This is a genomic window from Moritella dasanensis ArB 0140 (assembly GCF_000276805.1).
GTDB classification, from domain to species: Bacteria; Pseudomonadota; Gammaproteobacteria; order Enterobacterales; family Moritellaceae; genus Moritella; species Moritella dasanensis.
The window spans coordinates 1-22,991 of the sequence record NZ_AKXQ01000019.1 but is presented as its reverse complement, the minus strand read 5'-3'; the positions used below and the strand labels follow the sequence as shown (position 1 = coordinate 22,991).

Genomic DNA, 22,991 nt, shown 5'->3' with positions numbered 1-22,991 from the left:
TTCCGAAAATTAAGTGATCAAAATGATATTACTCCTGCAAACCGCTCAAGACATCCCTGTTCGCTTAGACAAGGCCATGTATGTTTGCGATAGCAATAGCATTTTTCTGTACAGTTATTTATAGGAATTGGTATTACAATATATTTATTATTTAGTAAGTTAAACCACTGTCACTCGGTGCAATTTACGTGGGCTATCGGCATAATCAATTACTGCATAATGTTGCGTGCTGCGGTTATCCCAAATAGCTAATGAATTGGCCTGCCACTTAAAACGCACTTGATACTCGGGTTGTCTAGCCATGGCAAACAGCTTGACGAGTAACGCATTACTGTCCGTGCGATCCATACCAATAATATAACGGGTAAATTGCTCGTTAATAAATAATATCTCTTCCCCGGTGTCAGGATGGCGCGTGATAACCGGATGCGATACCGGTGGATTTTTTGCTGATATCGCGATGACATTTTTCTGCCAATCTTCAGTGATCTCGCTACTTTCAATACCGTCAAACGCAAATAAGGCATGCATCGCGGATAATTGACGTAACAGGTTTTTATCTTGTTCTGGTAATGCGTTAAATACTGCGGTCATCGAGCACCACAGGGTATCACCGCCACAGTGAGGCACATGTTGGGCATGCAGCACCGAGGCAATAGAAGGTTGCTGACGCCAGGTTAAATCCGTATGCCAAAAACTTTCTAACGGTGGTTTGCCCTTAACCGTTTCAATAATACTGACTTGTGGCGCTTGTTCGACATGCGGGAAAAAAGGATGTGTCGGTTCCAACTCCCCAAAACGCGCCGCAATTTTTAAATGTTGCTGCGGTGAAAACGTTTGGTCACGGAAAAAAATCACCTGGTGGGTAAACCACGCTTTATAAACGCCTGCAAACGTAGCATCATCACAATTAACCAGATCCACATCGTGGATCAAGGCACCAATATGCGGAGTAAGTAACTCAATGTGCATGTAGATTACTCTTCAATCGATGACGCCAGTGTTTCAACATCCGCATCCTTTGCAATACGATTTAAGTCCGTCACAATTTGTTGCTCAACGACATCATCCGTTAAGCTATCAGTTAAATCACCAGTTAAAACATCACTCTCAGTCTCAAGCAAAGCACCTTTAACTTTTTCTGTTAAGCTAATAATAAGCTCAGCCTGTTCGTCATTAAGGACTTTTTGTTGGTCTAACTTATGACGTAGGGCATTATCAAAATACGCGATTTGTTCGATATACGTTAAGCTCGAAATATCTTTTGCAAATAAATTAAATGCCACAGTCGCGATGGCATCACGATAACGCAGCGCAATTTTTTCACTGTCCGAACGATCTACACTCTTGATCCAGTTCACTTCCGTCGTCACGTTATTTGCACGACGTAAATCATCTTCAACTTTGGTAACGATAGTATCAATAATATGCTGCTCGCGCGGTGCTAGTTCAATTGCATCTTTTAATTGCAGAATACGTTGTTGGATTTGAGCATATGTTTCTGGGATCAACTCTTGATCCAGCTTTTTCATTTTCTTAACCAACGGCGTATAGAAGTTGCTTTTAACAATTCTTATTTCAAGTTGTAATAACCGATCTTGTACTTTGGCACTGCGCTTTTCATAACCGTCTGTCGACTCATCATCTTCAATATCTGCAATTAAGTCCGCAGTACTTTCATGAATATCATCTAATTCATTCTGCCATTGGCCATGAACGTGGGGAGATAAGTATTCCATGTCCGCGAGTTGTTGAGTTAAAAATACAGACACTAATGTTTTGATACGCACAGCGTTATCTAACGCTTCTTGCGCTTCTTCAATTTTATCAGTTACTTTGCTTTCTGAAGGGCCGCCAAAAAAGCCTTGATCGTTAGGATCAAACTTAGCCACCAATGTGCGCATTGAACGCACAGCAGAATTAATCTTTTTCCAGCTGTCCGGTGCAAAAAACACGTAGTCCGCATCTTTACCTGCGTCATATTGTTGTTCAACATGCTCAGCTAAGGTTTTTACTTTTTGTATTGCCAATTCGGCTTCATCTAACACTGCAACAGCATTGTTATTATCAACACTATCTTGCGTTGATTCAGTCGACGTACAACCTGACAATCCTGCAGCCGATATAATCATCGCTGCACACAGAGTTTTCTTCATGTTGTTCATCCAATACTTTATGTTGTCAAAAAGCGATAGTACCGAACACATAGCGAGGTCACAACAAAAAAACCTGAAATATGTGCCGATAATTTATTTATAAGCACTAAAGATTATCCAGGTGAGGATATCGATGGGCTCGCTTACATACGCTTACAGCTTGTTACGATATATCGCACGATTATGTTGTCTTAATTCAGATAGTGATTGAAATTAACATAGGGGCGATGAACTAATGAATCAAAGTAATACAATAAACAGCACCGGTAAACCTGGTTTAACAGGCTTGAATCGTATAATTAAAGCCACTCAATATTCATTTAAAGGACTACGCGCTGCATTTAAATACGAGTCAGCGATCAGACAAGAATTATTGTTACTGCTCATTTTAACGCCCATTGCGCTGTTATTAGACGTCAGTAATGTCGATAAAATACTGCTAGTCGCCTCATTAGTACTGGTGCTCATTGTCGAACTTGTTAACTCAGCGATAGAAGCCGTTGTCGATCGTATCGGTACTGAACACCATGAATTAAGTGGTCGTGCGAAAGATATTGGCTCAGCCGCGGTATTTGTGAGTTTGTGCTTAAGTGCATTTGTTTGGTTCATGATTGTGGTGTTATAACGATGAAAAATTCCCGTATTAATATCAGTATGACTAAATTTATCTTACTGTATTCAGTATATTTCGGCTTTGTACTCAATACCCCGATCATCTCTCGTTTAATGGATATCACGGCCGAGAGTAACCTCGGCTTATTTATCTACACTGCACCACTATTACTCACTTGTGCCTTCGTGGTTATTTTTTCGTTATTGGCGCTGCCTTATATAGCGAAACCCTTGTTCATACTAGTCGTTATATCTTCCGCAGCGGCTTGTTATGCGACATGGAAATATGGGGTATTATTTGACTACGGCATGATTGAAAATTTGATTGAAACCAATTCCGGTGAAGTTATTTCGTATGTCAATTTAAGCTCAATGAGTTACCTGTTTTTTGCGGGTATTGTACCGGCGATATTAATTGCCTTAGTTCGATTTAATACCCAAGAACCATTACTCACACGTATTTTAAAAAGGATCGTATTAGTCGTTGTCGCTATCGTGATAAGCCTGCTAATTACAGTTTGTTTTTATAAGGACTATGCTTCTGTTGGGCGTAATAATGCTTACCTTAATAAAATGATAGTACCCGCGCATATCTTTAATAGTGTCAAATATCTCAAAAATGAATTCTTTACTGAAAAACTGGCTTACAAACGCCAAGGTGAAGATGCAGTGTTGCCTTCTGCAATAAATGACAAGCCAACCTTAATGGTACTCATTATCGGCGAAACAGCACGTTCAATGAATATAGGTTATAACGGCTATGCGCGTAACACCAACCCTTACACACAAGATATGGGGATGATCTCATTCCAAGATGTCTCGTCTTGTGGCACCGCAACTGCGCATTCATTACCTTGTATGTTCTCGAATTTAAACCGCAGTAACTACAACAAAAATAGAGCGAGCAGCCAAGACGATGTATTGGATGTATTAAAACATGCCAACGTTGACGTACTTTGGAAAGACGATGATGGTGGCGATAAATCAGTCGCGAAAGGCGTTAAGCTGATCACCATAGATGCCAACAAAAATACCGACGTTTGTAATGGTGAGACCTGTTATGACGAAGTGATGTTGAAATCATTTGATGATGAAGTTGCCAATATGGCAGGTAATAAATTAATCGCGATGCATTTAATCGGCAGTCATGGTCCGACTTATTTTCAGCGCTATCCGCATCAACAAGAATTATTCACACCATCATGCAACAAAAGTGATATTGAAAATTGCACTGACAAAGAAATCATCAACGTCTATGACAATACTATCGCGTATACCGATTATGTGATTGCTGAAACCATTAAGAAATTGCAGGGTTATTCAAAAGATTACAATGTGGCATTACTGTATATGTCTGACCACGGTGAATCTCTGGGTGAAAAAGGCTTATATCTACACGGTACACCTTATGCATTCGCCCCTGAAGAACAAACTCAAGTGCCCTTGTTTATGTGGTTACCGCAGCAATACGCCGATGCTAAAGGTATTGATAAACGCTGTTTAATAGAGAAAGCCAAACAAGGTACTTTCTCGCACGATAATTTATTCCATACTTTACTGGGATTGTATGGGGTCAAAAGTAGTGTCATTAACCCGCGCTTAGATATTACCGCGAGTTGCCGTTTATAATAGCCTGACACAGCAAAGCTTCAACATGACTTGCAGCTTTGTTGTGTTCATCACCGATGATATTGCTGATCAATCTCATCCTGCAAAGTATCGAGTTGCGCTAATATACCGAGAAATTTAGTGCCAAACGCCGTCACATGGTATTCCACCCTAGGCGGTAATTCGTTAAAACTGACTTTATCTAAAATACCAAATTCAACATTGCGTTTTAAGCATTGGTTTAAGACTTTTGTCGTTAAGCCGTCAACATTACGTACCATCTCACCAGGCCTGTTGATTTCGTGTGCCAGCAATTGATACACGGTCAATGACCATTTACAGCCATAAATACTTTCGACCATTCTCGCGCTATTTTCGGGCGCGGCTTTTCTTGTAAAAACTTTTTCTTTGTTATTCATAAAGATGTACCAATAAGTACCTAGGTAACCAATTTGTACTTACTATTTAATAGGTTAATTAACGCCTAAGATTACCACATACAAAATCTTAGGAGCAAGAAAATGACATTTACGCAATCAGGTATCGCACTCATTATTGGTGGCACAAGTGGCATGGGTTTTGAAACTGCCAAGCAACTCGCGGCGCAACATATTCCTGTGGTTATTGTAGGTAACAATACCGAGAAACTAGATCACGCCGTCGCAACGCTTAGCCAGATAGGCTACGTATCAGGTATTCAATTAAACCTTTACGATAACGACAGTGTTGCAGAATTTATTCAACAGCTTACTGAACAAGAAAAAAATATTGGTTACCTTGTTAATGCGGCGGGTTACTTTAATCCAAAACCTTTTCTAGACCATAGCGAACAAGACTATGACCAATACCACGAACTCAACAAAGCGACATTCAAGATCAGCCAAGCCGTAGCGCAAGTAATGATCGCTAATGGTGGCGGTAACGTCGTTAACATTGGTTCTATGTGGGGTAAACAAGCGATTAAAGCGACGCCGTCTTCAGCCTACTCGATGGCAAAAGCAGGATTACATGCGTTAACTCAACACATGGCAATGGAACTGGCTGAACATAACATTCGTGTTAATGCGGTATCACCAGCTGTAGTGAAAACACCTATTTATGAAACCTTTATTAGCCCTGAAGAGATGGATGCAACATTGGCGAGTTTTAACGCCTTTCATCCTATTGGTCGAGTCGGCACAGCGGAAGATATTGCTAACAGCATTTGTTTCTTACTGTCTGATCAAGCAAGCTGGGTAACCGGCGCGATCTGGGATGTAGATGGTGGTGTGATGGCTGGTCGTAATTAAGCTTTAATGGATAATTCTATAATGCCAGAACAATAGAGCCCCAACATAAGTTAAGGCTCTATTGTATCGATATGCAGTGTCAAATCGTGTTCGTCACAGAGGGCGTTCGAATCGTGTCGGCGAAGGAAAAATTATTTTTCCCTTGTCGTTTTATTTTGTACATTGCCAGATCGGCATGCTTGACTAACTCCTGACTATTTTCAGCATGCTCTGGATATAATGCAATACCAATACTAGCCGTAACGCTCAGCTCCATTGCCTCCACATAATATGGCATCGCCACTGCTTGAACAACCCGTTCAGCTACTGCTGCAATAACACGATTATCAACAAGGTCCGGCAGTAATATTAAGAATTCGTCGCCACCGATACGCGCGACGGTATCAACATCTCGAACACTGGAACACAAGCGTTCTGCGGTTTTCTTTAGCAGTCGATCACCGGCATCATGGCCGTGAGTATCATTTACCTTTTTGAAACCATCCAGATCAACAAATAAAACAGCCACCGTTGTCGCATTGCGTCGTGCAACAGCCAAAACCTTTAAAAGCTGTACCATAAAAAGTTCCCGCGTAGGCAGTCCAGTTAAAATGTCATGGTAGGCTAAATGATAAATGCGTTCCTTCGCCTCTTTCAAGGCGGTGATATCTTCTTTTACAGCGACAAAATGACTGATTTTACCATCTCGTTGTTTGACTGGTGTTATCGACGCAATTTCCCAAAATAGTTCACCATTCTTTTTGCGGTTATGAAACTCACCCCGCCAGGTATCTCCCGCTGAGATCGATTTCCAAAGCAAAGCGGTATCCTCAGCAGACATTTCACCAGATCTAAAGAGGCGAGGATTTTTCCCAATAAGTTCTTCAGTAAGGTAGCCAGTTTTTTCAATTAAAGCTGGATTGACGTAGTTAATCACACCAGCGTTATCGGTAATAATTATCGATGAAGCAGATTGTTTGACTGCTTGATAAAAAATCCGCAATTCTGATTCTAATACTGAGTAAGTCAGCAGAATTAAGGTTATAGCAATCCCTCCGATGATAAATATCCCGCCTAGAAACACTATCGATGAGGTCATACTTGAATGCATAAAAGATTGCGCTGATGGCATTAGCAGCGCGATACTCCCCCTAACGCCATGGATAATACCGAATAAAGCGAAAACCGTCGCAACAGCAAATCCAGCCGTTCGCCAAGGTACATTTTTCTCCCGCAATAAGGTAAACACAGTCGCCCCACAGATCATGACAAACGCAGCAGAAAGCACCGCTATTCTAATATTCAGATTCGGTTCGACGTAGTTAAAATAATAAAACAGCGAGGCTGTGATAGGGAAAAGACCAACATCAAACAACAAGAATGGAGGACGGCCAGTGAAAATTCTAATGCCGCGTAAGATAAGCTGAAAACCGATAACATAGAGTGAATTTGCCACAATAAGGGAGAGAAAATCGGGAATAGTTTCACGCCCTGAAATTAAAATACTGGCTGCAGCGACACAAGACATACCTGCGGCCCAGAACCCCACTCCGTTACGTCGCAATTGCGCTCGCCACAAAAAAGTCAAAGCCACTGCTGAACCAATTGAAATAAGGGCTGTTACTACGAGGAGTGTGCGGTTATCTAGTACAAGCATTGAATATCACGGATAGCATCAAATGCTTTATAATACTATAATATTTATTATAATTACTTCCAGTTAATCACAAAATTACTATTTTATTCATGCCTTCATCACCCGCGTTGTTGATGACATTGAGTAATTACTCGTGAATTATTAACATCGTTTAATATCATGTTAAGGCATTATTACAATAAAGCATATTATACCTAATTTGGCTTACACATTACGTCAATATTCTATTTTATAGTGATAACACTAAGGTTTATATAATATTACATTTGACAGGTTGTTCGTCAGCAATGTAGGTTATGAGTACTGTGTATTTGACCATTTCTTCATTCAATAATGGGCATAGCGCTGAGTAACAGACTTGAAGGGCGTATTCCAGCGAGAGGCTCTCTCTTTATTTATCTCGCAAGTTAATTATTAATAGGTATTTAATGCTATTGAACTTATCTTTGATAAAACTGTTATTTCCCCGTAATAAACCCGTATCCTTGTGGCTACGACTTTGCCGCAGATACAGAAGACTCCGGCTTCCCCTGTTACTTTTTGTTAGCCTTTATCCAGGGGTAAGCAACGCGCTTGAAAATATCACCCTGCAACTAAAATATTTACATCAATTTCAGTTCGCTGGTTATTATGCTGCATTGGAAAAAGGTTATTACCAAGATGCGGGACTTGATGTGTCCATCCTCGAAGGCCTTGACGGTAGCGAACCCGAAAGAAATGTATTGTCAGGCAAAGCTCAATATGGTGTTGGCAGCAGTAGCTTAGTCCTGTCACACAGTGCAGGAAAACCACTTGTGGTGCTTAGCGTCATACTACAACACTCGCCATATCTTTTATTAGTCCCATTAGAGGATGCAACACAAGCCATTCAGCACATCGTCGGTAAACGCGTTATGATCGCAGCGCAAGCCGACGAACTTATTGCCTACCTCCATAAAGAAGCTATTTCGCTAGAAAGTTTACAACAATTACCACACAGCTTCGATCCAGAAGACCTGATCCAAGGTCGCGTCGATGTATTCTCTGCTTATGTCACCAATGAACCAGATTATCTTGATCGCGCAGGATTTCGTTATCAATCCTATAGCCCTCGCTCTGCCGGCATCGATTTTTATGGTGATAACCTGTTTACCAGTAGGCAGGAAATTGAGGAATACCCCGAACGAGTTGAAGCCTTCCGCCAAGCAAGTATCAAAGGCTGGAAATATGCATTACAACACCCTGAAGAAATTGTAGACCTTATCTTAGCCAAGTATTCACAACGTAATTCGCGTGAACATTTATTATATGAAGCGCGACAAATAAAACCTTTGATAGAGTCAGTGTTAGTAGAAGTCGGTTATATGAATCCGGAGCGCTGGCAGCATATTGCCAATACCTATGCAGAGCTTGGCATGTTACCGCTAAATTACCCGTTTAAGGGTTTCCTCTATGAACCTAACCCGCCCGCTAATATGTTCTGGTGGTATGCAGCCTTACTCTCACTCATCGTCATAATAGTAACGATTAGCGCGGTCTATTTCATTATTCGCGTGAAGGAACGTAAACAGTCTCACGAGCAGATGGCATTTAAAAACACCCTGTTATCCACCCAGCAAGATGCCTCTATTGATGGTCTATTAGCGGTCAACAGTGATGGCCTGATCATTTCAGTTAACCAACGATTTACCGCTATGTGGCAACTCACGCCAGATGCATTAACACTCAAGACCGAAGTCGAACTGATTAGCTATGTTATCGACAAAGTAAATGAACCTGAGGCTTTCCTAAAAAGAGTTCACGAAATAAATCAGCAGCATCTCTTAGTAAACACCGACGAAATCACCTTCAAAGATGGTCATATTTTTGAACGTTACTCGGCACCAATGATCGCAGATGATGGTCAATATTACGGTCGATTATGGAGCTTCCGTGATATTACCGAACGTAAAGAAGCGGATGAATTAATCTGGAAACAAGCCAATCTAGACTTCTTAACCGGGTTACCTAACCGTTATATGTTGCATGATAGCCTCAAGAATGAACTAAACAAAGCAAAGCGTTCTGGGAAAAGTGTCGCGATATTATTTCTCGATCTCGACCATTTTAAAGAAATAAACGATACTCTCGGTCATGATATCGGCGATAAACTGATCCAAGATACAGCTAAACGGCTGCGTCGATGCGTCCGTGAAACGGATACCATCGCGCGCTTAGGCGGTGACGAGTTTACCGTCGTGTTAGGCGAGTTAGATGAATTTAACACTGTAGAACGGATCGCGAATAAGATCCTGAATCATATATCGCAACCATTTCAATGCGGCGATGAAATGGTGCACATTTCATCGAGTATTGGCATTACCACCTATCCTGAAGACGGCATTGCTGTCGATACCTTATTAAAGAATGCAGACCAGGCGATGTATGCAGCCAAGGAGCAAGGGCGTAACGGTTTTCAATATTTCACGTCTACGATGCAAGAAAACGCCATCGCACGTCGGAATATGACCAACGATCTACGTCAAGCATTAGCAAAAAATCAATTTTCCCTGTTTTATCAGCCCATCATAAATCTGGCAACTGGTCATATCGTTAAAGCTGAAGCCTTGATCAGATGGCAACATCCAGAACGAGGGTTAGTCAGTCCACTTGATTTCATTGCTATCGCAGAAGAGACAGGCATGATCAACGACATCGGTAATTGGGTATTCCAACAAGCAGTAAACCAATTGAGTCTTTGGCGTCAGACCCATAACGACTCATTTCAGATGAGCATCAACGTATCACCGGTACAATTTTGCGCTAACAGCGATCTGCACGAATGGTTTGATCGTTTAAATAGTCTGAACTTACCCGGTGATGCCTTAGTTGTAGAGATCACTGAAGGGTTATTGATGGAAGCCAACCACCTGGTGACAGACAAGCTATTAGCCTTACGTGATGCAGGGGTCAATGTCGCATTAGATGATTTTGGTACCGGTTATTCATCACTCTCCTACCTCAAACGTTTTGATATCGATTATTTAAAAATAGATCAATCCTTCGTGCGAAATCTAAAACCGCTTTCAGAAGATCTTATATTATGTGAAGCCATTATAGTGATGGCCCATAAACTAGGTATCAAGGTCATTGCCGAAGGCGTAGAGACCCAAGAACAACAGCAACTCTTGATTCGTGCAGGCTGCGATTACGCGCAAGGTTATCTGTACTCTAAAGCCGTTCCTGCCGCTGAGTTTGAATTGTTATTAGAGGCGGGCGAATATACTAGCTCGCGTTAACAATCAGCTGTAACAGACAGGAATAAAAACGTAAATACTCGGCGTTAGTTACGCTTTATTAAAATCTAAACCTAACATGCAAACCGACGTTAGATTCATCCATATAATCATTGAAACTAGCGAGGTAAAATGCACCAACACCAACATTTTTGCTCACATAATACGATAACTTAGATGTCACTTCGGTTGTCATTGATGAAGTCGAAGACGTATCAGATATCACTACCTGCGTAACGCCTTCCAGCTTATCAGTAAAACCATACCTCACCCCTAAGTGAGCGCCTATATCTGTGTTTTCATGGCTATAGTGCGAACTACCATCAATATCATCGACACCTAGCCAATCAAGCTTAACCTCACCACCCAATACAAGATCTAACTTTTCAGCAACTGGTAGTCTATATAATAAGCCGACGTTTGCGCCTAACAGCGTTGCATCATTTATTTCTTCACCCGAAAATGAATACTTTAATATCACATGTTCATTAAGCATCAACTCACTACCAATCGAAATATTAGTGGTGTCAACGTCCTTCTGACCATCCGGTTTATAGACATGATAACCGACTTGAACCTCAGCAAAGTTGTAATTTACTGGCGTATTATAAGCTCTATAGTCAAGGTTTAAACCAGCATTGGCGGTATTGGAAATGAGTAATGCGCTCAAAAGTAATATTTTTTTCATGTATCCCTACTTGATATCAGATAGATTATTATTGATAAGTTAACGATTATAACCCAAACAATAAACCTACCCCTAAATAAATAACTCAACAATAAATCACTTTTCAATCAAATATATAGTGTGACATTAACATTTAGAGTTTCAATGTCACCAAATCAAGTCTGGTCAGGAAATTGCTGGGATAATAGTCCTATGGAGCGGTTTTTTAGAAGCTTTAAATCTGAATGGATGCCAGTGAAAAGGGTATTTGAATTTAGATGAAGCAAAACGAGCAATAACTAATTACATCACAGGGTATTATAACCAGGTTAGGCCGCATCAATACAACGGCGGTTTAACGCCAAATGAATTAGAACGAAGATACTTTTTAGAATACAAAACTGTGGCCAAAATTAATTGACCACTTCAGAGACGCTTTTGCAGTAGTGATAGATACTAAGATCTTGTTGAATATTCCTGTCCATAGTTTGGGATAGTGTTGACTCTAATTAATGATTGATGTGTACAGTACTATTGAGCATTTAATGTAGGATAAGCTTCCGTATATATCCAGTCCTTATCTTTAACAGGCACGTGGCAAGCTAAGCAGTCCGTTCTATAGTTAGTTGCAACGTTCTTGGCTTTATTACCTGGCTTGTATAAAGCCCAACCCCAACCATCCCCCCACAAAGGATTATTGGCAAACCGGCCTTTCACATCTTTGACCATGACGAACCATTGTTTAATGTCACTCGTGGCATAATTGACACCTTCCCCTGTAGTATAAGTACCCGATTTTGATGCCCTAAGCTCTTTAACCAGTACTGCACCGTCAGGGAATTTACCCGTTTTACGAAACGCCTCTACAGATTTTTTCTCAGTATATACATCATGAAAACCACTGGCGCCACCAGAAGGAACAAACCATGAACCTAAATGAACCATATTGGTTCGAAAGTTTAAGGGAAAACTAATATTGCCTTTACCATCAACATACGGAGAAAATGCGGCCTCCGCCATTACCGAAAATGAACCAGCACCAACAATCGCTACACACGCTAAACTTATACCCAATTTTTTTAATCTGATGGTTCGCATAATTAGTTACCCTTTGGCTCAACATAGCTATTATTCAAGTCAGAATCATGACCACCCGCAGCACTTTCACCCTTTGCTTTACCTGCACTAAGCACTGGATAATACTGCGTAAAGACAAAGTCATCAGATGCCGAGGCTAAGTGACAGCTATTACAGGATGCTGTAGGGAATGGTTTCGCTGTCGCAGCTAACGTTTTATGATCTTTAGTGGAAAAGCTATAGTAGGCCCAGTTGCCAGGTTCATTCGGAAAGTGTTTCTTACTCTTGATCGTTGCTTCCAGACCAATAAACTCACCTTGAAAATAACCTTGACCACTGACGGCGGCCTTCGAGCCAACACTGACTAACTCTTTTATTAAAATAGTGCCTTCACGGAACTTGCCTGTATCTTTCCAATGCGACCAGCTTTTTGGATCAATATACACATTATGATGCTCGGGGAATGCCGCCTTGCCATTATTCATATCATTTGGAGTTACCGGGGTACCGACATAGATCCATTCTCGGTAACCTGTGGGGCGCTTTAGTACTCCATCTTTAATGCTATATTCTTCAGCCGCAACAGGTGCTGCCGCAAGTAATAGTTGAGCGAGTGCGCCAGCACCCACGATACTCATAAAGGCTTTTTTTACTATCGTCATTATCCATACCCCGAATAGTTAATACCATTTTTGTATATGCTTAAGGATAGTTCAGGGAAAAAATTTATCATTTAATTAAGGTTTTATTAATCTTGAATAAGCCATTACAGAGCTCGACCATTATAGAAGTTAGCCTGCCATCATCAAATAACATGAATAAGTTTATCCATAACACGGGATTCAAATCATTCAAAACTGCCGCATTATTATACCTAAATATAAAACCAACAAATAATAGTAGATCTAGATCACATAAAGTGAAATTAGATAAGTATTTGAGAAACAAATGAAAATAAAAACACACCTCAAAAGGAGTATTGAAATTTAAACGGTTTTTTAAAAATGGTGTGATTTTATTAAATGAAATTGAATTGATATCTTAAATGCTATGTACATTTTTTAATGGAATAATTAATGAAAACCGAGCTTACTAATTTAGATTTACAACAACTTGAAGATAAGTTATTTGATGAATCAACATCTGAAGAATTTTTAGCGTCACTTAAAGCATCCGCTGTAGATAATGCCGATATTAGCGAACTCATGTACCGCTATTATCTCTGTGCGGTTGACTACCCTAACGCCATACCTTTTTTAAAACTAGCTGATACATTTAATGATGGTTACGCTCAGCTTTGTCTAGCCTCACTTTACCGACAAGGTAAACATTGTGATAAAGATGAGGATTATGCATTTAAATTATTTGAAAAAGCCGCTACTAATGGGGAAGCAGAAGCACAGCATGAATTAGCCCTGCAGCTAATATTTAATGCCTGTGATATAGAAGATGAAGATATTAAATTAGGTCATTACTGGCTCAATGAAGCAGCGCTAAACGGCAATACTGACTCTGAAATACTTCTTGCTACACTCAGTCATTAAACATGATGCATCTAAATTAAAACAGCCTTTTTTCGGTGAAAGGATCATCACGTTTCCTTCTATTATTTGCGTGATATGATTATCTAAGAAAAGGTAAAGGGTGTGAGGAACTCCCTCCATATTAAATACCCGCTTTACTTTAATATGGAGGGGCCGGATGATGAGCATGTCAACTATCCCTACCAGCAAACCACATAGCTTCATATAGCATATGTACTTTTAGCAATAACCGATTACGAAAAACAATATCGCTACGACCTTCACCAGCAATAAATTCACCAAATTACGCATAGCAATTCCAAAGGACAGGACTAGGACCAGAAGTGGACCGTAAAGTACCGAAAACCACCCAACCTACTCACATGCTAATACTGCCAGTTACAGCCACCAGTAAAGTTAACAATCTTCAAAGTACAGGACAGTGTTGGATCTAGTGAACTCTTTACTTAAATAGCTTGCGCACAGATTCTACATGCGAAAGTACCGGATATGGACAGTCGCTAATTTTTCAAAGGGTAATAAAGATAGTTTATTGCTGAATATTTTGAGGATATGACTTAAGGGAATACGAGGTAAGCTTTTGATTGTGCTAGAAACAACAAAGCCCCAACTTTCGTTGAGGCTCTATTACTTAAATATGGTGCCCGAGGGCGGACTTGAACCGCCACTCCTTTCGGAAGAGGATTTTGAATCCACCGCGTCTACCGATTTCACCACTCGGGCATAGCTCAGTATTATACATAGCAAACGATCCCAAGCAAGGCGTTTTTGATAATACTAAAAACAACTGTTCAAAATTAAAGCAAAGTGCAGTTTAAAAGCATCAGGCAGTAACCTAATCGGTAATCAACACCTTAGATATCAGTACTGTTCCCCTTGCACTCTGTCAGTCGCTATCCACCAGCACAGACTATTTATCACTACCAAGGGCATTTTTTTTGCTACACTGTTGCCACTTTCGAGATAACCCTGAAGACATGGCTGGATTCAATAATGGCGAAGAAAAATAAACTAAGAAAACCAAAACAAGAAACTGAAGCAGGCGAAACCGCATCAATTGCCAAGTTTGGGCCGCGTATCGGTGCACTTGTCTATGACGCATTGATTGTTATTGGTATCGCAGCAGTTGCCAGTGCAGTAGGACTTGGTATTGCAGAAGCATTAATTGCATCCGGTATTGTCGATATTGCTGGGCGTTATGTTGATACTGCCGCGTATGCAGGTCATCAGATTTGGTTTGCACTACTGGTATGGGGTTCTGTATGTGGCTTCTATCTGTGGTTCTGGACTCACGGCGGTCAAACTGTTGGTATGCGAGCTTGGCGTTTACGCGTACAAAATACCGATGGCAGCGCGATCAGCTTAACTCAAGCAATGATTCGTCTTGCAACAGCAGCGTGTGGCTTAGGTAACTTACAAGTACCGTTTGATATGAAAAACCGTGCCTTTCAAGATCACTGGTCAAACTGTAATGTATTACGTTTAAGCAAAGATCAAAACGGTTCATTACTGCGTTATGCGGACAAACTGAAAAAGAAAAAATAATCGACTTATCTCTGCTTAATACGAGGCAGTGTCGATAAGCTGAAACAAAAATGGCAACCAATTGGTTGCCATTTTTCGCGCTAAGCGTTCACCTAACCATGTTTCCTTAACTGCACAACCGCAATAAAGGTAAAGAGCGCACTGGGGACTACCGCGCCAAGAAACGGCGGCAGCGAGTACACTAAACTAATTGGGCCAAAGGTCTCACTCGCAAGATAAAAAGTAAAGCCTGCAACCACACCCATTAAAATACGTGCACCCATGGTCACTGTTCGCAGCGGGCCAAATACAAAAGACAAGGCCAACAATACCATCACACCAATTGATACCGGCTGGAATATCTTACGCCAAAAGGCTAACTCATAAGTGTCAGCATCCTGCTTATTACTGTCTAAATAAGTAATGTAAGAATACAAACCTGATATGGATAAGTCTTCAGGGTCAATCGTAACCACATCTAATTTCTCAGGTGTCAGTGTCGAATTCCAGCGCTGTGCAGCCTGCTGTGTGACGGTAATACTGTCACGCTCAAAATGGGTAATTCGCAGATCGGTTAACTGCCAGTACTTATCTGCATAAATTGCTTTCTCAGCTTGCGTCGTTTTAACTAAACGCTGGCTATCTGCAAATTCATAGATAGTGACATTATGTAGTTCACTGCCATTATTCACTTTGCCGATATTAATAAAGTTTTCTTTATCCTTTGCCCAGACCCCTTTCTGCGCCCGAATAATAGATTGACCAGAGATAGCCTCACCACGAAGTTCAGCAGATTTTTGCTCTGTATAAGGCGCGACATATTCACCCATCAACATTACAATGATCATCATCGGGATTGCTGTTTTCATTGCTGAAAGTACAATTTTAAAACGAGACTGGCCTGCAGCTTGAATGACCACTAATTCAGACGAACTTGCCATGGCGCCCAAACCAATCAGTGCACCTAATAACGCTGCCATCGGAAAGAAGATAGTAATTTCGCGAGGCATTTTCAATAAAACATATATCAATGCTTCACCTAAACCATAGGTCCCCTGACCAACAGCCCGCAACTGTTCAACATATTTAATAACAGCCGATAAACCAACCAAGGTAAACAAACAGATCATAGTGGCAAATAAAATAGCTTTACCAATATAAATATCTAAAATTTTAATCACTGCTGTTACCTCGAGAAAAATGGAGTTTTAGCTTATATACGGCATGGTGATACCAAGAAAAATTGGCCAAATTAAACCACACAGCTAACGTCAACACCCCGAGATGGACGATCCAGAAACCAAAGGCTAATGGTAATGACTTATCTAAAATGGCAGAGCGCGCTGCACTCAATAACATAAAGTAGGTTAAAAACATAAGTAACGCAGGAAAGAGTTTCGCATAACGACCTTGACGTGGATTCACCATCGCCAGCGGTACCACTAATAACGTCAGCAGTGGGATCGAGACAACTTGCGCGATACGCCATTGCAGCTCAACCTTATGCTCAAATTCATTAGAGTTCCATAACAATGACGTTGGTAATGCCTTGGTTCTACGACCACGCTCACGTACGTCTTGTTCTTGAATTAATACCCGATAAGCACTGAAATCAACAATACGAAAATCGGGTTGAGATAACTCACCTTCATAACGCAGGCCTTGACTTAATTTAAGCCATTGCGAACCCTGCTCTCCCGATTCGATATTACCTTTATCGGCGATGACCACCGACGGGCGTTCACCATCTTGCGAAGGCGATTTAGCGATAAAGATTTTACGCAGTGCTTTATCACTGTCATAAGATTCGACGTAGACTACCGCTCGACCACCATCAAGCGACTCAAAGCGCCCTTGTTTTAGGGTCGCTAAACCGACGTCAGCATCTACATTTTCTAATAATTGTACCCGGCCTTCTTCAGCTGTGGGTGCATAGACAAACGCGTTAAAAGCCACGAGACCTATAGTCACCGAAGATAATAATAACGATGACATCAAAATTCGACTTGGGGTATAACCACAGGCCGTTAAGATCACCATCTCACTTTCGGCATACAATCGCCCATGTGCAAACAAAATACCAATGAACAAACTCACGGGTAAAATTAATGTGCCCAAAGCTGGCATGGTATACAACAACATCTCCATCACGAAGTTAGCGGGTAAAGCACCTGTCATTACCTTTGAGAGCAGCGCAACAAACTGCTGGCTCACAAAGATAAGTGATAAGATGAATAACACTGCGATCTGTGATTTCAATGTTTCAGCAAATAAATATCGGAAAATTATCACTTAAAACCTATATTAGACTAATGTTTTGTATGAAATGCAGCTCATAATTAGGTAGACTCAGCTACAACGGCAGTATAAATAATTAACTGCACACCCATTTTATCTGAAAATGTTTAGTTTTTGATTAACTAAATACGTATAACCCCCTATTATGTTATAAATATTTGATTTTGTCTTTAGGAAACCGGAGAGTCCATGGAGTTCAATGTAAAAAGTGGTAGCCCTGAGAAGCAACGCAGTGCTTGTGTTGTTGTCGGAGTGTTTGAACCACGTCGTTTATCGCCTGCAGCAGAACAACTCGATAAGATCAGTGACGGCTATTTAAGTTCCCTACTTCGTCGCGGAGATATCGAAGGTAAACCAGGTCAAGTATTACTACTTCACCATGTACCCAATGTACTAAGCGAACGCGTATTATTAGTTGGTTGTGGTAAAGAACGCGAATTAGATGAGCGTCAATACAAGCAAATAATCAAAAAGACAATGGACACCTTGAACGAAACCGGTTCGATGGAAGCCGTTTGTTTCCTTCCTGAACTCAATGTTAAAGGTCGTGATACCTATTGGAAGATCCGTTTTGCCGTTGAAACAGCACGCGAAAGTCGCTACCGTTTCGACCAGCTAAAAAGCAACAAAGAAGAAACCCGTCGTCCATTACGTAAAATGGTGTTCAACGTAACGTCGCGTCGCGACTTACCAACAAGTGAAAAAGCCATTGCTCATGGTCTAGCAGTAGCTAGTGGTATGCGTTTATGTAAAGACGTAGCAAACATGCCGCCAAATATCTGTAATCCTGTTTACCTTGCAAATCAAGCACGCCAATTATCTGATGAAAGTGACAAAATCACTGTACAGATTTTAGGTGAGCCTGAAATGAAAGAATTAAAAATGGAATCTTACCTTGCTGTATCTCAAGGTTCAGCAAACGAAGCTAAGATGTCTATTATTCATTATCAAGGTAATCCAGATAAAGATGCAAAACCTATTGTCTTAATTGGTAAAGGTCTGACGTTCGATTCAGGTGGTATTTCATTGAAACCAGGCTTAGGCATGGACGAGATGAAATATGACATGGGTGGCGCAGCGGGTGTACTTGGTGCAATGAAATCATTGGCTAAGCTAGATTTACCACTTAATGTTATCGGTATTCTAGCGGGTTGTGAAAACATGCCAGGCAGCAATGCTTACCGTCCAGGTGACATTATCACTACGATGTCAGGGCAAACAGTGGAAGTATTAAATACCGATGCTGAAGGCCGTTTAGTATTATGTGACGTATTAACCTATGTTGAACGTTTTGATCCAGAACTCGTCATCGACGTAGCAACCCTAACCGGTGCTTGTGTTGTGGCGCTTGGTCATCACATCACCGGTTTATTATCGACGCATAACCCACTAGCACATGAATTATTGAATGCTTCTGACCAAGCAGCTGATAAAGCATGGCGTCTACCGATCACTGACGACTTCCAAGAACAAATTGAAAGTCCATTTGCTGATTTAGCGAATATTGGTGGCCCTGGTGGCGGTACTATTACTGCAGCCTGTTTCTTATCTCGCTTTACTAAGAAGTACAACTGGGCGCATCTAGACATCGCCGGTACTGCTTGGGTAAGTGGTAAAAACAAAGGCTCAACAGGTCGTCCTGTACCTATGTTGACGCAGTTCTTACTTAACCGTACAGAACGCAGCGAAGTACAACAAGCTGACGAAGCGTAATTATATTTACTCGGTGAATATGTAAAAGGTCACACGACGAATATATAAAAAGATCGCAAAATAAATATGAAAAAGGTCACTACGGTGACCTTTTTAGTTTCTGAAAAAGCATAACCGCTCAGTATATCCAGATATTACCGCAACAACTGTTTTTTCCCATCCCTGCTTTGTGTTATTATACGCAGTTATGTTTTAAACTTTAGCTGTTCGTAATTTGGCGTAAAACTACCGATGAAAAAAGTCACTTTTTATATCATGCAAGCATCTGAAAATGGCGTTGAGGCAAGCATGCCACAGCACCATGAACTTGCGTGTAAACTGGCTGGTGAGTTTTATCAGCAAGGACAACGCGTCTACATTCATACCAACGATGAATCGGCAGCCAATCAGGTTGACGAATACCTTTGGCAATTAGATGCGAACAGTTTTGTACCACATAATTTACAAGGTGAAGGTCCACGTAATGGCGCGCCCGTTGAAATCGGTTTTCAATCACCTCGCCATCGTTATCAGGTACTTATCAACCTGCACGATCATACACCGCAATTTGCAGTCAACTTTAATCAGATTATCGATTTTGTACCGCATCAAGACGGCTTAAAACAACAAGCCCGAGAACGTTACAAACACTATCGTCAAACAGGGTTACAACTGTTAACTGTAAACGCCGAATAATCAATCCACCATTGAGAATTAGAAAGCAGACCTATGGAAAAATTATACAATCCCCAAGCCATTGAGCAAGCGCTTTACCAAAACTGGGAAGAGCAAGGTTACTTCAAGCCAAACGGCGATCTAACAAAAGATGCATACAGCATCATGATCCCACCGCCAAATGTCACTGGTAGCCTACACATGGGTCATGCCTTCCAACAAACGATCATGGATGCGCTAACACGTTACAAGCGTATGCAAGGTCTAAACACACTATGGCAAGTGGGTACCGATCACGCTGGTATCGCAACGCAAATGGTTGTAGAGCGTAAGATTGCTGCTGAAGAAAACAAAACACGCCATGATTATGGCCGTGATGCGTTTATCGACAAGATCTGGGATTGGAAAAACGAATCAGGCGGTACTATTACTCGTCAAATGCGTCGTTTAGGCACATCGGTAGATTGGGATCGTGAACGTTTTACAATGGATGACGGTCTGTCTGAAGCTGTAAAAGAAGTATTCGTACGTTTATTTAAAGAAGATCTAATTTACCGTGGCAAACGCCTGGTAAACTGGGATCCAAAATTCCACACTGCTATTTCTGATCTTGAAGTTGAGAGCAAAGAAAAACAAGGCAGCATGTGGTACTTCCGCTACCCACTAGCAGACGGCGCAACAACAGCTGACGGTAAAGATTACATCGTTGTAGCAACGACACGTCCAGAAACTATGCTAGGTGACTCTGCTGTAGCAGTACACCCGAAAGACGAACGCTATACAGCGCTTGTTGGTAAAGACATTATTCTGCCTATTGTTGGTCGTCGCATCAAGATTGTTGCTGATGATTATGCTGATATGGAAAAAGGCACCGGTTGTGTAAAAATCACCCCTGCCCATGACTTTAACGATTATGAAGTTGGTAAACGTAACAACTTAGTGATGTTCAACATCCTAACTGAAAACGCAGATATCCGTGAAGAAGCGGAAATCATCAACTCAGACGGCACAGAAAACACAGAACTAACCTTCATTATCCCTGCTGAATACCAAGGCATGGAACGTTTTGCTGCCCGTAAAGCGATTGTAGCTAAGTTTGAAGAACTTGGTTTACTCGAAAAAATTGAACCACATACACTACAAGTACCTTACGGCGACCGTAGTGGTGTTGTGATTGAGCCACTACTAACAGACCAATGGTATGTAAGTGTTGGTCCAATGGCGAAAGTTGCATCTGACGCAGTAAAAGACGGCGAAATTCAGTTCGTGCCAAAACAGTACGAAAACATGTATTTCTCGTGGATGAACGACGTACAAGATTGGTGTATTTCACGTCAACTTTGGTGGGGTCATCGTATTCCAGCTTGGTACGATAACGAAGGTAATGTATTCGTTGGTCGTGATGAAGCAGAAGTACGTGCGGAAAATGATTTTGGTCCTGAAGTTGAACTTCGTCAAGACAACGACGTACTTGATACTTGGTTCTCATCTGCGCTTTGGACATTCTCAACGCAAGGCTGGCCACAGCAAACTCAAGATCTTAAAGTGTTCCACCCAAGTGATGTACTGGTAACAGGTTTCGACATCATCTTCTTCTGGGTTGCCCGTATGATCATGATGACCATGCACTTCATCAAAGATGAAAACGGCAAGCCACAAGTACCATTCAAAACTGTTTATGTGACTGGTTTAGTACGTGATGAAGCTGGCGATAAAATGTCAAAATCAAAAGGTAACGTACTTGATCCACTCGACATGATCGACGGTATCGACCTTGAGTCACTAGTACAAAAACGTACTGGTAACATGATGCAGCCACAACTTGCTAAGAAAATTGAAAAAGCAACGCGTAAAGAATTCGAAGGCGGCATCGAAGCACACGGTACTGACGCACTGCGTTTCACATTAGCAGCAATGGCATCGACTGGTCGTGACATTAACTGGGACATGAAACGTCTTGATGGTTACCGTAACTTCTGTAACAAACTATGGAACGCTAGCCGTTACGTATTAATGAATACAGAAGAACATGATTGTGGCCAAAATGGCGGCGACATGGAGTTCAGCCTTGCAGATCGTTGGATCCTAGGTCAATTCCAAGAAACCATCAAAACTTACCGTGAAGCAGTTGATACTTACCGTCTCGATCTTGCGGCAAACATCGCTTACGAATTCACATGGAACCAGTTCTGCGATTGGTACTTAGAATTAACGAAGCCAGTATTCGCACAAGGCACTGAAGCACAACTGCGTGGTACACGTCATACGCTAGTAACGATCTTAGAAGCGTTACAACGTTTGATGCACCCTATCATGCCGTTCATCACTGAAGAGATTTGGCAGCGTGTTGCACCACTTGCTGGTAAGCACACTGAAGGCGCAACGATCATGCTACAGGCATTCCCTGAGTTTGATGCAGATAAAGTTGATGCGCAATCAATGCAAGATCTAGAATGGGTGAAGAAATTCATTATCGCTATCCGTAATATTCGTGGCGAAATGGACATCAGTCCAAGTAAACCAATCTCAATCTTGTTGAAAAACGTCGGATCTGAAGAGCAACGTCGTCTAGACGAAAACCAACAGTTCCTTAGCTCGTTAGCAAAATTAGAAGCTATCACTATCCTTAGCGATAATGAAGAAGCGCCTATCTCAGCAACATCATTGTTAGGCGGCATGGAAATCTTAATTCCAATGGCTGGTCTCATCGATAAAGATGCTGAAATTGCCCGTATCAACAAGCAAATGGAAAAAGTACAAAAAGACTTAGACCGTGTATCAGGTAAGCTAAACAACGAGAAATTTGTTGGTAAAGCACCCGAAGCGGTTATCGCCAAAGAACGTGAAAAACTGGCGGAGTTCGAAACTACGATTGCTAAATTTGAAGCTCAAAAAGCTCGAATTGAATCGATCTAGTCGTTAAAATCGAACTTACCTAAAAAGGGGGGAGCTGATTAAT

18 protein-coding genes, 1 tRNA gene and 1 pseudogene are annotated in these 22,991 nt (G+C 41.3%); 10 read left to right on the top strand and 10 right to left on the bottom strand.

From position 1 onward, the window contains the following. Positions 1 to 159: 159 nt before the first annotated feature. Both A923_RS0115260 and A923_RS0115255 read right to left on the bottom strand, forming a co-directional pair. Positions 160 to 972: a TauD/TfdA dioxygenase family protein gene (locus A923_RS0115260; RefSeq protein ID WP_017222549.1), complete on the bottom strand. Its 813-nt coding sequence runs from the start codon at positions 970 to 972 to the stop codon at positions 160 to 162. Positions 973 to 977: 5 nt separating this feature from the next. Beyond that, a complete protein-coding gene (locus tag A923_RS0115255) occupies positions 978 to 2,156 on the bottom strand; it encodes a hypothetical protein (RefSeq protein WP_017222548.1) in 1,179 nt (392 codons plus the stop codon). Between the two features lie 235 nt (positions 2,157 to 2,391). Here A923_RS0115255 and A923_RS0115250 point away from each other — a divergent pair, with 235 nt between their 5' ends. Together A923_RS0115250 and A923_RS0115245 are read left to right on the top strand one after the other, a co-directional pair. Beyond that, positions 2,392 to 2,781 (top strand): diacylglycerol kinase, encoded by a 390-nt coding sequence (locus A923_RS0115250; protein ID WP_017222547.1) that lies wholly within the window; start codon positions 2,392 to 2,394, stop codon positions 2,779 to 2,781. 2 nt (positions 2,782 to 2,783) lie between these two features. Continuing rightward, positions 2,784 to 4,397, top strand: a complete 1,614-nt coding sequence (locus A923_RS0115245) for a phosphoethanolamine transferase (RefSeq protein ID WP_017222546.1) — start codon at positions 2,784 to 2,786, stop codon at positions 4,395 to 4,397. A gap of 50 nt (positions 4,398 to 4,447) precedes the next feature. On the opposite strand, the gene A923_RS0115240 is transcribed toward A923_RS0115245, so the two are convergent. Then, entirely contained in the window at positions 4,448 to 4,795 is a 348-nt protein-coding gene (locus A923_RS0115240; RefSeq protein WP_017222545.1) for a winged helix-turn-helix transcriptional regulator, read from the bottom strand. Positions 4,796 to 4,897: 102 nt separating this feature from the next. On the opposite strand from A923_RS0115240, the gene A923_RS0115235 reads away from it, so the two are divergent. Continuing rightward, positions 4,898 to 5,665 carry an SDR family NAD(P)-dependent oxidoreductase gene (locus A923_RS0115235; RefSeq protein ID WP_017222544.1) on the top strand — a complete coding sequence of 256 codons (768 nt, stop codon included), beginning with the start codon at positions 4,898 to 4,900 and terminating at the stop codon, positions 5,663 to 5,665. Between the two features lie 79 nt (positions 5,666 to 5,744). On the opposite strand, the gene A923_RS0115230 is transcribed toward A923_RS0115235, so the two are convergent. Continuing rightward, positions 5,745 to 7,301, bottom strand: coding sequence for a GGDEF domain-containing protein (locus tag A923_RS0115230; RefSeq protein ID WP_017222543.1), 1,557 nt, complete (start codon positions 7,299 to 7,301; stop codon positions 5,745 to 5,747). Between the two features lie 428 nt (positions 7,302 to 7,729). Between A923_RS0115230 and A923_RS0115225 the strand changes: the two genes are divergently transcribed. Beyond that, positions 7,730 to 10,558 (top strand): EAL domain-containing protein, encoded by a 2,829-nt coding sequence (locus A923_RS0115225; RefSeq protein WP_017222542.1) that lies wholly within the window; start codon positions 7,730 to 7,732, stop codon positions 10,556 to 10,558. Between the two features lie 58 nt (positions 10,559 to 10,616). Here A923_RS0115225 and A923_RS0115220 read toward each other — a convergent pair whose 3' ends face one another. Beyond that, positions 10,617 to 11,243, bottom strand: coding sequence for a hypothetical protein (locus tag A923_RS0115220; RefSeq protein ID WP_017222541.1), 627 nt, complete (start codon positions 11,241 to 11,243; stop codon positions 10,617 to 10,619). A 165-nt stretch (positions 11,244 to 11,408) separates the two neighbouring features. Here A923_RS0115220 and A923_RS22890 point away from each other — a divergent pair. Then, positions 11,409 to 11,643, top strand: a pseudogene (locus A923_RS22890) (integrase core domain-containing protein); the annotation flags it as partial. 110 nt (positions 11,644 to 11,753) lie between these two features. On the opposite strand, the gene A923_RS0115215 reads toward A923_RS22890, so the two are convergent. Next, entirely contained in the window at positions 11,754 to 12,320 is a 567-nt protein-coding gene (locus A923_RS0115215; protein WP_017222540.1) for a cytochrome P460 family protein, read from the bottom strand. Positions 12,321 to 12,322: 2 nt separating this feature from the next. Beyond that, complete coding sequence (locus tag A923_RS0115210; RefSeq protein ID WP_017222539.1) at positions 12,323 to 12,961, bottom strand: cytochrome P460 family protein; 639 nt, start codon at positions 12,959 to 12,961, stop codon at positions 12,323 to 12,325. Positions 12,962 to 13,375: 414 nt separating this feature from the next. On the opposite strand from A923_RS0115210, the gene A923_RS0115205 reads away from it, so the two are divergent. Next, a complete protein-coding gene (locus A923_RS0115205; protein ID WP_017222538.1) occupies positions 13,376 to 13,843 on the top strand; it encodes a tetratricopeptide repeat protein in 468 nt (155 codons plus the stop codon). A gap of 638 nt (positions 13,844 to 14,481) precedes the next feature. On the opposite strand, the gene A923_RS0115200 is transcribed toward A923_RS0115205, so the two are convergent. Further along, positions 14,482 to 14,566, bottom strand: a tRNA-Leu gene (locus A923_RS0115200). Between the two features lie 270 nt (positions 14,567 to 14,836). Between A923_RS0115200 and A923_RS0115195 the strand changes: the two genes are divergently transcribed. Next, the gene (locus tag A923_RS0115195) at positions 14,837 to 15,388 is read left to right on the top strand and encodes an RDD family protein (protein WP_017222537.1); all 552 of its coding nucleotides are present in this window, start codon (positions 14,837 to 14,839) and stop codon (positions 15,386 to 15,388) included. A gap of 92 nt (positions 15,389 to 15,480) precedes the next feature. Here A923_RS0115195 and lptG read toward each other — a convergent pair whose 3' ends face one another. Then, the gene (lptG, locus tag A923_RS0115190; protein ID WP_017222536.1) at positions 15,481 to 16,548 is read right to left on the bottom strand and encodes an LPS export ABC transporter permease LptG; all 1,068 of its coding nucleotides are present in this window, start codon (positions 16,546 to 16,548) and stop codon (positions 15,481 to 15,483) included. Next, complete coding sequence (gene lptF / locus A923_RS0115185; protein ID WP_017222535.1) at positions 16,541 to 17,659, bottom strand: LPS export ABC transporter permease LptF; 1,119 nt, start codon at positions 17,657 to 17,659, stop codon at positions 16,541 to 16,543. Before lptF ends, lptG begins: the two co-directional genes overlap by 8 nt. A gap of 195 nt (positions 17,660 to 17,854) precedes the next feature. Here lptF and pepA point away from each other — a divergent pair, with 195 nt between their 5' ends. The 3 genes from pepA to A923_RS0115170 all read left to right on the top strand — a co-directional run bounded on the left by pepA (position 17,855) and on the right by A923_RS0115170 (position 22,948). Continuing rightward, entirely contained in the window at positions 17,855 to 19,378 is a 1,524-nt protein-coding gene (pepA, locus tag A923_RS0115180; RefSeq protein WP_017222534.1) for a leucyl aminopeptidase, read from the top strand. A 231-nt stretch (positions 19,379 to 19,609) separates the two neighbouring features. After that, the gene (locus tag A923_RS0115175; protein ID WP_017222533.1) at positions 19,610 to 20,053 is read left to right on the top strand and encodes a DNA polymerase III subunit chi; all 444 of its coding nucleotides are present in this window, start codon (positions 19,610 to 19,612) and stop codon (positions 20,051 to 20,053) included. A 33-nt stretch (positions 20,054 to 20,086) separates the two neighbouring features. Next, entirely contained in the window at positions 20,087 to 22,948 is a 2,862-nt protein-coding gene (locus A923_RS0115170) for a valine--tRNA ligase (RefSeq protein ID WP_017222532.1), read from the top strand. Positions 22,949 to 22,991: the final 43 nt, after the last annotated feature.